This window comes from Streptosporangium sp. NPDC049046 (assembly GCF_040649155.1).
Taxonomy (GTDB): Bacteria; Actinomycetota; Actinomycetes; order Streptosporangiales; family Streptosporangiaceae; genus Streptosporangium.
Window position 1 is genome coordinate 18009 of the sequence record NZ_JBEZEZ010000045.1, and the last position, 13894, is coordinate 31902.

General features: G+C 70.8%; 12 protein-coding genes. 8 read left to right on the forward strand and 4 right to left on the reverse strand.

Annotation, left to right across the window (positions count from 1 at the left end; all coding sequences use genetic code 11):
- The first annotated feature begins 30 nt into the window (after positions 1 to 30).
- On the forward strand, positions 31 to 696 hold the full coding sequence (locus AB0B96_RS37615) for a phosphatase PAP2 family protein (protein ID WP_362906666.1): 666 nt from the start codon (positions 31 to 33) through the stop codon (positions 694 to 696).
- Between the two features lie 290 nt (positions 697 to 986).
- Positions 987 to 1247, forward strand: coding sequence for a hypothetical protein (locus AB0B96_RS37620; RefSeq protein WP_362906668.1), 261 nt, complete (start codon positions 987 to 989; stop codon positions 1245 to 1247).
- Between the two features lie 233 nt (positions 1248 to 1480).
- Here the strand turns inward: AB0B96_RS37620 and AB0B96_RS37625 are convergent, their stop codons facing one another.
- Positions 1481 to 3385, reverse strand: coding sequence for a glycoside hydrolase family 15 protein (locus AB0B96_RS37625; protein ID WP_362906670.1), 1905 nt, complete (start codon positions 3383 to 3385; stop codon positions 1481 to 1483).
- Between the two features lie 259 nt (positions 3386 to 3644).
- On the opposite strand from AB0B96_RS37625, the gene AB0B96_RS37630 reads away from it, so the two are divergent.
- A complete protein-coding gene (locus tag AB0B96_RS37630; protein ID WP_362906672.1) occupies positions 3645 to 4607 on the forward strand; it encodes a hypothetical protein in 963 nt (320 codons plus the stop codon).
- Between the two features lie 81 nt (positions 4608 to 4688).
- Here AB0B96_RS37630 and AB0B96_RS37635 read toward each other — a convergent pair whose 3' ends face one another.
- On the reverse strand, positions 4689 to 5651 hold the full coding sequence (locus AB0B96_RS37635; protein ID WP_362906674.1) for an AraC family transcriptional regulator: 963 nt from the start codon (positions 5649 to 5651) through the stop codon (positions 4689 to 4691).
- Between the two features lie 80 nt (positions 5652 to 5731).
- On the opposite strand from AB0B96_RS37635, the gene AB0B96_RS37640 reads away from it, so the two are divergent.
- From AB0B96_RS37640 to AB0B96_RS37660, 5 genes are all read left to right on the forward strand, one after another.
- The gene (locus AB0B96_RS37640) at positions 5732 to 6253 is read left to right on the forward strand and encodes an anthrone oxygenase family protein (RefSeq protein ID WP_362906676.1); all 522 of its coding nucleotides are present in this window, start codon (positions 5732 to 5734) and stop codon (positions 6251 to 6253) included.
- Positions 6254 to 6584: 331 nt separating this feature from the next.
- On the forward strand, positions 6585 to 7271 hold the full coding sequence (locus AB0B96_RS37645; RefSeq protein ID WP_350941276.1) for a response regulator transcription factor: 687 nt from the start codon (positions 6585 to 6587) through the stop codon (positions 7269 to 7271).
- Complete coding sequence (locus AB0B96_RS37650; RefSeq protein WP_362906678.1) at positions 7268 to 8986, forward strand: HAMP domain-containing sensor histidine kinase; 1719 nt, start codon at positions 7268 to 7270, stop codon at positions 8984 to 8986. Before AB0B96_RS37645 ends, AB0B96_RS37650 begins: the two co-directional genes overlap by 4 nt.
- A gap of 209 nt (positions 8987 to 9195) precedes the next feature.
- A complete protein-coding gene (locus AB0B96_RS37655) occupies positions 9196 to 10335 on the forward strand; it encodes a serine hydrolase (RefSeq protein WP_362906680.1) in 1140 nt (379 codons plus the stop codon).
- 236 nt (positions 10336 to 10571) lie between these two features.
- Positions 10572 to 11867 (forward strand): hypothetical protein, encoded by a 1296-nt coding sequence (locus AB0B96_RS37660; protein WP_362906682.1) that lies wholly within the window; start codon positions 10572 to 10574, stop codon positions 11865 to 11867.
- A 195-nt stretch (positions 11868 to 12062) separates the two neighbouring features.
- Here the strand turns inward: AB0B96_RS37660 and AB0B96_RS37665 are convergent, their stop codons facing one another.
- Both AB0B96_RS37665 and AB0B96_RS37670 read right to left on the reverse strand, forming a co-directional pair.
- Positions 12063 to 13094 (reverse strand): ABC transporter ATP-binding protein, encoded by a 1032-nt coding sequence (locus AB0B96_RS37665; protein ID WP_350941283.1) that lies wholly within the window; start codon positions 13092 to 13094, stop codon positions 12063 to 12065.
- Complete coding sequence (locus AB0B96_RS37670) at positions 13091 to 13825, reverse strand: ABC transporter permease (protein ID WP_362906725.1); 735 nt, start codon at positions 13823 to 13825, stop codon at positions 13091 to 13093. The genes AB0B96_RS37665 and AB0B96_RS37670 overlap by 4 nt, the downstream gene beginning before the upstream one ends.
- Positions 13826 to 13894: the final 69 nt, after the last annotated feature.

The window sequence follows — 13894 nt, forward strand, 5'->3', positions numbered from 1 at the left end:
ATGTCGAAAATGTCGGTGGATTTCAAAGGCGTGACACGTCTCATCCTGGCGCCGCTGGCCATCATGGCCGTGCTGACGATCGGCGTCGGCCTCCTCATCACCAAGGTCCTGCAGACGACGACCCTCATCGCGAACGACCAGGGGGTCAACGCACAGATGGCCGAGGGCCGCACGGCCCAGCTGAGCTCGATCACCGACGTGCTGTCGGGCCTGTCCGACACCCCGGTGATCATCACTGCCACCGCGCTGCTGGTCATCGGCTTCCGGCTCGCCTTCAAGCGCTGGAACGAGTCGATCTTCCTCGCGCTCGCGGTGTTCTCCCAGTCGGCGATCTTCCTGCTCGCGACCGTCTTCGCCGAGCGCAAGCGACCCGCCGTCGAGCACCTCGACCCCGCCCCGCCCACCTCCAGCTTCCCCTCCGGGCACACCAGCGCCGCGGTCGCCTTCTACTGCGGCGTCGCCCTGGTCCTGACCCTCCACACCCACCGTTTCAAGATCCTGAACGTGCTGTGGTGGGTGGTCGGCCTGGGCATTCCCCTGGGCATCGCCTACTCGCGCATGTATCGCGGCATGCACCACCTGAGCGACGTGAGCTGGGGTTTCCTGCTCGGCGCGGTCTGCATCGCGGTGGCCGCCAACGCGCTGCTGTTCCGGCCGGTGGTGCAGGAAAAAAAGAAAAAAGTTCTGAGCACGTAGCGATCCCCGGCCACGTCGGGGATCCGGGCGTCGCGAAGATCGCTGAAGCGTGGGCCGGCGGGGGTGAGAGAGGGACATTCCCACCCGCCGGACCGCTTCACATGAGACCGTTGTGAAGCAGCACCACCAAGGTTCACACCCGCTATCAGGTGTCACCAAAAGATCACTGCGCGCTACGAAGTAAGATGAAAACCTCGTTAGGGAGATTCAACTCCTCCCCTCGGGGCACGAGCAGCCAGCCGACCGGACCGAGGACGTTCGACGGCTACCCTCAAGGAAGGAAGCCGGCCATGGATCACCAGTCCGTCGTCTGCCAGAAATGCACAGGCGTTCTCCTCGCCACCGACTCCCGCACCTACACCGCACAGCGAGGACGCCTGATCCTGGCCAACGGCTACTGCACCTGTCCCGCCGAGCAGGCCCCCACCGAGCAGGCCGCGCCCCAGCAGCAGTCCCAGCCTCAGCCCGCCGCGGAGCAGCCCGCCACGCACCGGCAGCCCGCCCACCCTCAGCAGCAGCCCGCGAACCAGATCTCGATGGTGGGCGCCTAGCACCTTCTTCGAAAGGTCGCCCTTGGGAGGGGCGTCGGGGGCGTACGCGACGACGAAGCGGCGCTCAGCCGCTCAACCCCCAGGCCAGCACCACGGACAGACCGCTCGTCGCGAGCAGGCCGACGACCACCACTATGGCAATCACTCGACGGTTCATACCTGAGAGCCTAGCCAGGCATCCGGATGGTCCCGCACGTCAGCGCCCGGGTGGGGCACCAGGGGCGAGTACGGGATCATGACGGCCAGCTGGTCGGGGGCGTCCGCTCGCTCTCCGCGCGGATGATGTGGATCACCGCGTTGATGAGCGCCAGGTGGGTGAACGCCTGGGGGAAGTTGCCGAGGTGGCGCCCGGTCACCGGGTCGATCTCCTCGGCGTAGAGACCGAGGGCGCTGGCGAAGGAGAGGACCCTCTCGCACAGCCTGCGGGCCCGGGTGAGCTCCCCGATCTCCGTCAGCGCCGAGACGAGCCAGAACGAGCAGATCGCGAAGGTGCCCTCCTCCCCGCTCATGCCGTCGTCCGTGCTCTTCGTCTCGTAGCGCAGGACCAGCTCTTCGGCGGTCAGCTCGTCGGCGATGGCCAGCACGGTGGCGCGGACCCTGGGATCGTCGGGCGGCAGGAAGCGCACCAGCGGGATGAGCAGGAGCGACGCGTCGAGGGCGTCGGTGTCGTAGTGCTGCCTGAAGACCCCTCGCTCGCTGACGCCGTGGGCGCACACGTCGGCGTGGATCTCGTCGGCGACCGCCTGCCAGCGCTCGGCGAGTTCCGGCTCCTCCCTGAGCCTGGCGAGCCTCGCGCCCCTGTCGGTCGCCACCCAGCACATGACCTTCGAGGAGGTGAAGTGCTGTGGCTCGCCGCGTACCTCCCATATGCCGCGGTCGGGCTCCCGCCAGTGCCTGATGGCCGACTCGACCTGCCGCTTCAGGATGGGCCAGATCCGCTCGTCCAGGCGGTCCCGCGACCGGGTGTGGATGTAGAAGGAGTCGAGGACCGCGCCCCAGACGTCGTTCTGACGGTGCCGGTAGGCGGCGTTGCCGACCCTGACGGGCTTGGCGCCCTCGTAGCCGGACAGATGGTCGAGAATGTACTCCTCCAGCTCCAGTTCGCCGTCGATGCCGTACATGACCTGGAGTTCCTCGTCCCGTTCCGCCATATCGGCGATGAACCAGAAGAAGTCGTCGGCCTCCCAGTCGAAGCCCAGCGTGTACAGGCCCCAGAGGGCGAAGGTCGAGTCCCTGATCCAGGTGTAGCGGTAGTCCCAGTTGCGGTCGCCGCGCGGCGTCTCGGGCAGGGAGGTGGTCGCCGCCGCGATGAGGGCACCCGTGGGGGCGAAGGTGAGGCCCTTGAGGGTGAGGGCGCTGCGCTCCAGGTATCTCCGCCAGGGGTGGTCGGGGAAGGCGCCTCTGGCGAGCCAGTGCTGCCAGTGGTGGGCGGTCCACACGAGCCGGTGGTAGGCGTCCTCGAAGGTGTACGGCGGCTCGTGCATGGTCCACGACAGCGCGCAGAAGCGCGTGTCGCCCTCCTTGAGCAGGGTGCGCGCCATCGCACGTCCGCCCTCGAACCCCAGCCGCATGTCGGTGGTGAGCCGCAGCTCCAGGCTCTCCCCCTCCGCGGTCGCGACGCCCTGCTGGTAGCCCCTGTCGGTGTACGCCCAGTCGGCGGACTTGCGCCCGTAGTCGAAGATCGGCTCGCAGTCGAGCGTGACCTGCGCCTCCCCGCTGACGCACCGCACCGTGCGGAGCAGCACGTGGGAGGCGTCGTAGTCGGTCGGCGCCCTCCTGTGCGTGTGGGAGAGCTCCTCCTCCTCGTGGTGCCAGGGCCCCATGAGCAGCACGTCGCGCACGATGATCCAGCCGGTGGGGGTGCCCCAGCTCGTCTCCAGGACCATGGTGCCCGGCAGGTAGCGGCGCGCGGCGGGCACCCTCAGGTCGGCGGGGCCGAGCCGGAAGCCTCCCGCGCCCCGGTCGAGGAGTGCGGCGAAGACGCTGGGGGAGTCCATCCGTGGCAGGCAGAGCCACTCGATGTTCCCGCTCGGGGCGACCAGCGCGGTGGTCTCGCAGTCGGACAGGAACCCGTAGTCGGCGATGGGCGGGAAAGGGGAGGGACCGGGCAGCTGGTGCACGGGTGAGTTCCCTGTCATCAGTTCTCCTTGAGCCTGGAGACCTCCGCCTTCGAACGGAGAGGACCGTCAGGCGCCCTTCCTACCCCGCCTGCCGCTTTCAGGCACGTCTTTCACCCGGATATCCGCCGCTCAGGAAGCGATGGCTCGGTCCATCAATGATTCCCCGCGATGTCTCATAAGTCACATTATTCCCAGTCGTGTGTGAACTTTTCGGACATGCTGGTGTCGAATCTGCTATTAAGATGCCCGACCAAGGTTCACATCAGAGAGGGTCATCGTGGGGCGCGACGACATCCAGGGATCGTACGAAGAGGATCCTCGCGAGCAGACCGGTCCCCTCGGACCGGCCCAGCGGGAACCCGAACGCCCCGCCGGCGACGTGCTGTCGGACGGATGGAACGAGATCGACCTTCCGGACCCCGTACCGGGCGACGGATCTCAGGTGATCGTCCACGTGGACGGGTCCCGGGAGATCATCCGGACCGACGGCTCCCGGGAGATGGTCTATCTCGACGAGCGTCGCGAGACAGGGGACACCGACGTCACCTCCGACGGCCCCCTCTACCGCGACGAGGACGAGGAGACGCCGACGCGCGGTTTCCTGGGATCGGGCTGGCGGGAGGACCCCGACCCCTACGAGGATCGCCGCCGCAAAGGCAGGAGCAGGAGCAGAATCCTGCTCGCGGTCGTGGGTGGCGTCGTGGTCGCGGGAGTCGCGGGCGGCTGGATGCTCTCCGCCTCCGTGAACGGGCAGCCCGACACCAAGTGCTCACCCGGCGCGCGGTGCTCGGTGGCCGACATGCCGAAGCTGCCCTCCGAGACACCGGCCCCCGGGCCCGAGGAGACGACGGAACCATCGGAGGAGGCGCCCACGGCCGAGGAGCCGACGACCGCCCCCACCCGGGCACCCCGGGCCCAGGAGCCCTCCACCCGTCCGTCGCCGACCCGCAGCGCCCCGCCGAGGGAGACCCGCCCGACGCGGACCGCCGAGGAGAGCGAGCAGGAGGAGGCCTCCCGGGAGAACTCGACCCCGCGAGCGCGGATCACCTCGGAACCCGCCCCCTCGCAGACCGGCCAGACCCCCACCGAGAGCGCCGAACCGAGCCGGCAGCCGACGACGGCACCACCGACGCAGGACACCGGAACGAACGACAACTCGGGTGGCGGAGGCGGCGGTGGTGGAGGCGGCGGTGGAGGTGGAGGCGGTGGCGGCGGTCTGCTCGACTGGCTGTTCCGGTAGGCCGTCACACCGCCATGGCCGGAGAAACCAGATCCGGGTGAGCCGGATCCGGGGGAGCCGGTCATCGGGTCGTGCCCCCGGTCAACGTGCGGAGCCGGTCCGCCGGGAATTCCCGACCCCGGCCCGGTGCTCCTGAGGGCTGACGCCGCGTTCGCGCTTGAAGGCGACACTGAGCGCGAACGCGCTGCCGTACCCGACCTGCGTCGCCACCGCGCCGACGGTCGCGTCGGTCTCGCGCAGCAGGTCGGCGGCCATGGCGAGCCTCCAGCCCGTGAGGAACGTCATGGGCGGCTCGCCCACCAACTCGGTGAAGCGGCGAGCCAGGGCCGCGCGGGAGACACCGGCCCCGGCGGCGAGCGCGGCCACCGTCCAGGGGTGGGCCGGGTTGTTGTGCAGCATGCGGAGAGCCTTGCCCACCACGGGGTCGCCGTGGGCGCGATACCAGGCGGGCGCCCCGGCCTCGGGGCGGGAGAACCAGGCCCGCAGGACGGCGATGAGCAGCAGGTCGAGCAGCCGGTCGAGAACGGCCTCCTGGCCCGGATCGTCCTTGACGATCTCGTCGCCGAGCAGCGGGACGATCGGGCAGTCCCAGGCGTCCTCCCGAAGGACCAGCAGCGAGGGCAGCGCCTCCAGCAGACGGCTGCTGATCTCCCCGCGCATCTGGTAGGCACCGGTGAGGAGCACCGCTGACCCGTCGGGGCTGTTGCCCCAGGTGCGGATCCCCAGGTCCATCTCCTGAGCCAGGCTCCGCCCGTCGACGGTGGTGCAGTGCTGGCCCGGATGGATCACCACGTCGGGCGGTGTGGCCGGATCGCAGGCGACCGTGTAGGGGTCGGGGCCGAGGACGATCGCGACGTCCCCCGGCCCCAGACGCACCGGGTCGCCGTCGTCGGGGACCACCCACGCCTCACCCCGGACCACCGCCGTCAGGGCGAGCGGTGCCCGGTCCTGGACGCGCAGGGACCAGGGCGGGCTCAGGATCGAACGGAGCAGGAACGCTCCCCTGGCCCTCGGACCGTCCAGAAAGTCGGTGAGTGCGTCCACACCTTCACCGTAGACGCTGAAACATGGAAACGCGCTTCTCGACCATGGACCGTCTCAATCCACGCCGGTTCACTGGTCCCATGACTGCGATGTCGCTCTTCCGAGGCCCCGCGCTGGTCGCGGCGGCCATCACCATGGGACTCATGGCGGGTCTCTTCTACGCCTACACCTGCTCCGTCATGCCCGGCCTGGCCCGGACGGACGACCGGACCTTCGTGAGCGCGATGCAGCGGATCAACGTGGCGATCCTCAACGGCTGGTTCGCCGCCTGCTTCGGCGGCGCGCTGGTACTGACCGTCCTCGCCGCGGCGCTGCACCTCTCCCAGGACGCGCGGCCCGTGCTGCCCTGGATCGTGGCCGCGCTCGTCCTCTACGTGGTGACGCTCGCCGTCACGATGGGGATCAACGTGCCGCTGAACAACGCCCTCGACGCGGCCGGGGACCCCGACCGCGTCACCGACCTCGCGGCGGTGCGGACGAGGTTCGAGGCGGCCTGGGTGCGCTGGAACCTCGTCCGCACGCTGACGTGCGTGGCCGCCTTCGGCTGCCTCACCTGGGCTCTTGTCGTGTACGGGCGCACCGGGCTGCCGAACGGATCGTGACCGGGCGGGTCGGTCGGAGGAAGGCGTGGCCGGGCAGACAGCGGCTCGGGGGCACGACCGGGCAGATGGTGGCCCGGAGATGACCGGGCGGGTCGGTCGGAGGAAGGCGTGGCCAGGTAGACAACGGCTCGGGGGCACGACCGGGCGGTGGTGCCCCGGATTGTGACCGGGACCCGGTGGGGCTGCCCGGTCCGTGTGGACTTCTGCCAGGATGCCGTCTGTCGCCGCCTCCCGCCCCGGAGTGGATCGGCACACCCAGCGGATCGGCACCCCCGGGGAGGCCGGTTCTGCCCCCCGCATCCTGACCACTGACACGCACGGGAGCCCTTCGATGACCGGGTACCGGATCCTCGCCGTCGACGACGACCCCGCGATCCTGCGCTCGTTACGGCGCGGCCTGCGCCTGGAGGGCTTCGGCGTGGAGACCGCGGACTCCGGCGAGCGGGCCCTGGAACTGGCCGAAGGCACCGCGCCCGACGCGATCGTCCTCGATGTCTCGATGCCCGGACTGTCGGGCATCGAGGTGTGCGCCCGCCTGCGGGCACGCGGAACGGAGGTTCCGGTACTGATGCTGTCGGCGATGGACGAGGTCGCCGACCGGGTGGCGGGGCTGGCCGCGGGAGCCGACGACTACGTCGTCAAGCCTTTCGACCTCGGTGAACTGGTCCTACGGCTGCGTGCCCTGCTGCGCAGGGCCGGGCGGGCGGCCGGCGAGACGGTCCGGGTGGGCCCGCTCACGGTCGACCCGACCGCCCGCCGGGTCACCGTGAGCGGCAGGGAGGTCGAGCTGACCCGCCGGGAGTTCGACCTGCTGGAGGTACTCGCGTACAACGCGGGGGTCGTACTGTCCAGGTCGGTGCTGCTGGAACGGGTCTGGGGGTACGACTTCGAGGTGACCGGCAACGCCGTGGACACCTTCGTGAGCTACCTGCGGCGCAAGCTGGAGGCCGGGGGTGAGCCGCGCGTGGTGCACACGGTGCGCGGGGTCGGGTTCGTGGTGCGGGACGGGCACCGGTGAGGCTCTCCACCCGGTTCGCGGCCTGCCTGGCCACGCTCGTCCCGCTGCTGGTGCTGCTGGGCGGCCTGCTCGTACTGAACCTGGTCTCCCGCGACCTGCGCGCCGAGCGGGACGAGCAGATGGCGACGCGGGCGCACGCGCTGGCGCCGCTCGCCACCTCGTACTCCTGGCGCGTCCGCATGACCCCCCGCCTACCGCCGGACCTCATCGCGCAACGACTCGCCGGGGCCGCCGCCATGGGGGCCGGCAGCCCCGGCGGGATACGCGTCGAGATACCGGGGAGCACGTCGTTCGACATGGGAGAGGTACCGGCCACGACACCCGCCGTGGCCGGTGAGGGACCGGCCACCTTCGGCGAAGGCGCGCGGGAATGGCGATTCGTGGTGTCCGACCTGGGCCCGCGAGGGGGCGCGGGCCGCCTGTGGGTGTTCGAGTCCGAGGAGCACCTCGACCGGCGGCTCGGAGTGCTCCGCAGCCGGTTGGCGCTGGTCACCCTGATCTCGGCGGGGGTGGGCGTCGTCGCCGGTCTCGCTCTCGGCAGGTTCGCGGTGCGTCCCCTGGCGGTACTTCGCGGCCAGGCGCGGGGAATCGGCGCGTCCCCTGTGGGGGAGACACGACTGGAGACCGCCTCCGGGGTCACCGAGATCGACGAACTGGCCGGCGTGCTCAACGATCTGCTGGACCGGCGTGACGCGGCGGTGACGCGCACCGGCGAGGCGTTGGAGACCGCCCGCGCCTTCGCCGCCACCGTGGCGCACGAGCTGCGGACGCCGCTGACCAGCATGGGCACCAACCTGGAGTTGCTCGGCCACCCCGGACTGGATCCGGTGGAGCGCGCCGAGATCGTCGCCGATCTGAGTGCGGAACACGGCCGGACACAGCGGCTGATCACGATGCTGCGCCGGCTGGCGCGCGGCGAGCTGGTCGAGCCCGCGGCCTTCGCCGAGACCGATCTGGCGGAGATCACCGCCGTCGCCGTCGAGGAGGCGCGGCGCCGCCACCCGAGGGCCGCGATCGCCTTCTCCCCCACGGCCGACCTGCCGGTACGGGGATGGGCCGAAGGACTCCGGATGATCGTGGACAACCTCCTCGACAACGCCGCGATCCACGGCACGGATGCCCCGGACCACCCTGGCGGTAAGGACAGGGTGGTCCGTCCTGATGGCGCGGACAGCGCGGACGCCGTGAGCGGCCTGGACAGAGCGAACAACACAGACAGCACAGACCACACGGACAGCGGCATGGGCAGTACGAGTGCCAGGGACGGCACAGACCGTACGGACAGCGGCATGGGCGGCACGAGTGCCAGGGACGGCACCGAGGACACCGAGGACACCGAGGACACCGAGGACACCGAGGACACCGAGCGTGCCACGATCACGGTGACGCTGTCCGCCGACGGTACGGTCGCCGTACTCGCCGTTCAGGACGCGGGACCGGGGATACCGCTCGCCGAACGCGACTCCGTCTTCACCAGGTTCCACCGCCGACCCGGCAGCCCGGGTTCGGGCCTCGGTCTCACCCTCATCCGCCAGCAGGTGGCTCTGCACGGCGGCACGGTCACGGTGACCGACCCTGAACAGGGCCGCGGAACGCGCGTCGAGGTGCGGCTGCCCGCCTCGTCTCCCCTCTCCCCCCGCTCCCCGACGCGACCCGACGAGCGTCCTCCCGAGGTCGGCTCCTGGCTCACCGAGCCGCGCCGGTCCCCGCCGTAGACCCGCTGAATCTCCGCCGTGGACCGTGCGGGAGATTTGCTGGATCTCCGCGTAGTCCGTGCCGGAGATCCGCCGTGGGCATGCCGAAGTCCCGCAGTGGGGCTGCCGGAGATCCGCCGTGGGGCGTGCCAGAAATCTGCCAAGAAAGTGCGTCATGATCCCCGCCGTACGCGAGCGGCTCACCCCGCCACCGAACCCACGGGGGGAACATGAACATCCATCGCCTGCGAGTACCCGCGATCGCGACGGTCGCCGCACTCACGCTGATCGGCTCGGCGGCTCCGGCCGGAGCCCTGGCCATGACATCGGCCTCCCTCGCACCGGCCTCGTCGCCGTCCGCGCCGGTCGTCGCCGAGGCCGGTGCCTTCGACCTCGTACGACCATCGGCGAATCCGGTCAGACTGCGGAGCGACCCGAGAAAGCTCTCGGTGACCTACACCTACGAGGGCGACGAGCGCACCCTCGACGACTTCCTCGCGCGCACGAAGACCAACGGCTTCGTCGTCCTGGACGGCCAGAAGATCGTGGACGAGCGCTACGTCGAGGCCGACCGCAACACCCGGTTCCAGTCCTGGTCGATGGCGAAGTCCTTCACGTCGGCCGCGATCGGCATCGCCCTGCAGGAGGGCCACATCCGCTCGATCGACGACCAGGTCACCCGTTACCTTCCCGAACTGCGCGGCTCCGGCTACGACGGGGTGTCCATCCGCAACCTGCTGCGCATGTCGTCGGGGATCGCCTGGGACGAGCGCTCCGACATCCCCAAGGTACAGATGGCCGTGAAGCGGGGCCGGTCGGTCGAGAAGCTGGCGGCGCGGCAGGTGCGCGGCTGGAAGCCCGGCAGCAGGTTCGAGTACACCAGCATGAACTCCTTCGTGCTCGCCGACATCGTCAGCCGCGCCACGGGCACGCCGTACCACCGGTACGTGGAGAAGAAGATCTGGCAGCCCGCCGGCATGGAGTCCACGGCGCGTATCGAGAAGGACACCACCGGCGACAGCCTCGGCTACTGCTGCTACCACGCCACCGACCGCGACTTCGCCCGGTTCGGCCTGCTCTACCTGCGTGACGGCAAGGCGGCGGGGCGCCAGGTCGTGCCGAGCGCCTGGGTGAAGAAGTCGACCACGCCCTCCGCCTCCTTCAACGCCGGCTACGGGCTGCACTGGTGGCTCGGTGACGGCGACGAGGGCGACTTCATGGCCGCCGGGTTCGGCGGGCAGTACGTCTACGTCTCACCCAAGCACGGCGTGGTCGTCGTCAAGTCGACCGTCTCCACCTCGGCCCACGACCAGCGCGAGGCGCTGGTCGCGTTCCGCGCCGTGGCCGCCGAGGTGGCGAAGAGCCGCTGACGACGACCCACCCGCACGGGGACGGAAGCCGGATCGGCCGGGGGCCGACCGCGAGGACAGGCCGGGGGGCGGCGCGTCCTTCCTGCCTTCCGCCGGAGGCATCGGCATCGGAGCTCCGGGCCAAAGGTCCGGCATCAAGGTTCCGGAACCGGGCCTCCGACATCGGAGCTCAGGCATCAGGCTCCGGCATCCCCGTGCCGTCGAAAACACCTATCGCAAACAGGGGGACATCTCACATGACCAGCACGAAATCCGGCCCTCGGCGCTCTCCTCGCCTTCGAGGGCTGCTCGCAGCGTTGGGAGTCGGCGCGCTCATCGCCTCTCCGCTCCCACAGGCCGCCGCCGCGACCGCCGCACCGCCGGTGACACCGGACTGCTCCTGGAAACTCCGGGTGAGCGCGGACACCGTCAACGTCTTCTTCCCCGACACCGCGGCGTCGTACTGGGTGCTGCCGTTCACGGTTCAGGACCGTCTGCGGATCAAGCTCTCGGGTGAGTACGCGGACAGCCGGTACACCTCGTTCAACGTGTACAGGGACGGCGGAGGGTCGTTCACGTTCAACGGTGTCGGCTCGTCGCTGCCCGACCACCTCATCGACCCGGACCCGGGCAGTGTCAACCCGTGGCAGCAGCAGGCGGAGCCAGGCGGGCGTTACACGGTGACCGTGAGCTCCGACGCGGCTCCCGGCCAGGTCAACACGCTTCCCCTCGCTCCCGAGGGCACCGCGGAGGGCGCGGACGGCTACGTTCTGCTGAGGGCCTACCTGCCGGCCGACGGCGACTTCTCGCGGGTGCCGCTGCCGTCGGTCACCTTCGAACGCGACGGCGTCTCCACGCCGGTACCCCGGTGTGAGAGCACCGACACACCCACGCAGGCGCAGATGGAGGCGCTCGAAGGACTCCGCATGGACCCGCCGCTCGCCGAGCCGGAGCCGATGAGGTTCGCCCGCGTGAAACTCGACACGCGGCGCGTCGGCGGCTTCCCGAACGCGGACGCCGCCTACCTCAGCGCGACCGTCCCCCCACCGGCCGACCGCGAGGTCGTCGTCGTCCGGGGCAAGGCGCCGCGCGCCTCCGCCGGTTCCCACCCCTCGCCGTGGCCGGGGACGGACAAGGACGTGCGCTACTGGTCCATGTGCACGAACCTCACCTTCCCGCTGCTCCCCGTGGTGGTGAACAACCTGCCGAACGGGACGGTCAGCTACGGGTGCCGCAGCGACGACGAGACCGCGCTGGACTCCACCGGCCACTACACGTACGTGATCGGCAGGGAGTCGCAGCGCGCGGCGATCGAGAGGATTCCGGGGGTGACCTTCCTGCCGTTCTCCACGACGCAGCCGAGGGCCGCGCACACCGTCCTGCTCCGCAACATGGTGGTGGACGAGAACTTCGCCGAGGCCGTCCAGAACGTCCCCGAGGACGGTGACCCGGCCTCCGCCGCCGCCGTGATGGGCCCGTATCACCCGAAGGTCTCGGTCTGCTCGCTCGCCGACCTGGCCTCGGGCGGCCCGCAGAACTGCCCGCCGGTCTAGGCGTCCGCCGCCCGCCGGTCCAAGCGTCCGCCGGGGCGAGTCCCGTCAAGGGGGCGGGGATTCGCCCCGGCGGACAGGGTCGTGTACGGCGAGCACGGGCCGGTTCTTTCTCGCCTTCGCTCGCCGCGGCCCCACGCCCGCCCGGCCGTCCGGCTCTCGGCTACCCACCCGGCTCTCGGGCCGCACGGCTGCCGATCACGATGGGTAGGCGTGGGTCTCGGTGGCCTTGACCGACGCCCAGATCCGCTGCCCGGGGGTGAGGTCGAGATCCGCGACGGCGGCGGGGGTGACGTCCGCGGAGGCGGTGATGGGTCCCTCCAGGTGGATGCGGACGCATGAGCCGTGCCGTTCGATACCCTCGATCGTGGCTTCCCAGAGATTGCGCGGGGTGCCGTCGGGACGGGTCCGGTAGAGCGCGACCGCGCCGGGCCGGAAAGCGACGAACGCGGGGCCCTCCAGGTTCTCGGCGACGCTGAAACGCACCTCACCGACGGTGACCTGCCGTTCGGCGGCGAGTCCCCGATAGAGGTTGAGGCCGACCAGACGGGCGACGTAGTCGGTGCGCGGGCGGCGGGCGACCTCGGCGGGGGCGCCGCGCTGCACGACGGCGCCGTTCTCGATGACGACCAGCTGGTCGGCGAGCACCATGGCGTCCAGCGGATCGTGGGTGACCAGGACGGTCGCGCCCTCGAAGTCGGCCAGGTGGCGGCGGAGCCGGGAGCGGATCTCCAGGCGGGTGTGGGCGTCGAGGGCGGCCAGTGGTTCGTCCAGCAGCAGCAGGCGGGGGCCGACGGCGAGGGCACGGGCCAGTGCGACGCGCTGGGCCTGACCGCCCGACAGCTGCCGGGGTTTCGCCGCGGCGTACCCGGCCAGGCCGACGCGTTCCAGCCAGGCGGCGGCACCGCGCCGCGCCTCCGCTCTGGAGGCGCCGCGGCAACGAGGTCCGAAGGCGACGTTGTCCAGGACGGACAGGTGTGGGAAGAGCAGGTAGTCCTGGAAGACCATGCCGATCGGGCGACGTTCGGACGCCAGGGGGTGCAGCGCCTCACCGTCCAGGAGGATCCGCCCGCCGGACAGGGCGGTGAGCCCGGCCAGCGCGCGCAGCGCGGTGGTCTTGCCCGCGCCGTTGGGACCGAGCAGTGCGACGACCTGACCGGCCGCGACCTCCAGTTCGATGTCCAGGCGGAAGCGGGGCCGGGTGACGACGAGATGGGCGTCGAGGGTCACGGGCCGCTCACCCACCGGTCGCGCAGGCCGGCCAGGATGATCACCGAGACGGCGAGCAGGACGAGGCTGAGCACGATCGCGGCCTCGGGTTCGGTCTCCAGGGCGAGGTACACGGCCAGCGGCATGGTCTGGGTCTGGCCGGGGAAGTTGCCGGCGAAGGTGATGGTGGCCCCGAACTCGCCCAGCGCGCGGGCCCAGCACAGCACGGCTCCCGCGACGATGCCCGGGACGATCAGGGGCAGGGTGACACGGCGGAAGATCACCCAGCGGGAGGCGCCCAGCGTCGCGGCGGCCTCCTCGAACCGCAGGTCGGCGGCGCGCAGCGCACCCTCGACGCTGATGACCAGGAACGGCATGGCGACGAACGTCTCGGCGACGACGACCCCGGCCGTGGTGAACGGCAGGGTGATGCCGAAGGTGGAGTCCAGCCACTGACCGACCAGGCCGCGCCGTCCCAGGACGAGCAGCAGGGCGACCCCGCCGACCACCGGGGGCAGCACGAGGGGGACGGTGACCAGCGCCCGTACCAGGCGACGGCCGGGGAAGTCGACCCGGGCCAGCAGCCACGCCAGCGGCACGCCGAGCAGCAGGCACACCAGCGTGGCCACGGTCGCGCTCACCAGCGACAGGCGCAGTGCCTCCAGCACCTGCGGCTCGCCCAGCCTCTCCAGCAGGGTGGACCAGGGGGCGCGCGTCAGCAGCCCGACCAGCGGCAGCGTCAGGAAGACCATGCCCGCCACGGCCGGCAGCACCAGCACCCAGGGCAGACGGCCCGCCACCCCGCCGTCGCGCACCCCACC

Bases quoted from the DNA above. Each gene is read 5' to 3' on its own strand.
- AB0B96_RS37620 (WP_362906668.1), top strand. From the start codon at position 987: ATGGATCACCAGTCCGTCGTCTGCCAGAAATGCACAGGCGTTCTCCTC.
- AB0B96_RS37625 (WP_362906670.1), bottom strand. From the start codon at position 3,385: ATGACAGGGAACTCACCCGTGCACCAGCTGCCCGGTCCCTCCCCTTTC.
- AB0B96_RS37640 (WP_362906676.1), top strand. From the start codon at position 5,732: ATGACTGCGATGTCGCTCTTCCGAGGCCCCGCGCTGGTCGCGGCGGCC.
- AB0B96_RS37645 (WP_350941276.1), top strand. From the start codon at position 6,585: ATGACCGGGTACCGGATCCTCGCCGTCGACGACGACCCCGCGATCCTG.
- AB0B96_RS37655 (WP_362906680.1), top strand. From the start codon at position 9,196: ATGAACATCCATCGCCTGCGAGTACCCGCGATCGCGACGGTCGCCGCA.
- AB0B96_RS37660 (WP_362906682.1), top strand. From the start codon at position 10,572: ATGACCAGCACGAAATCCGGCCCTCGGCGCTCTCCTCGCCTTCGAGGG.
- AB0B96_RS37670 (WP_362906725.1), bottom strand. From the start codon at position 13,825: ATGGTCTTCCTGACGCTGCCGCTGGTCGGGCTGCTGACGCGCGCCCCC.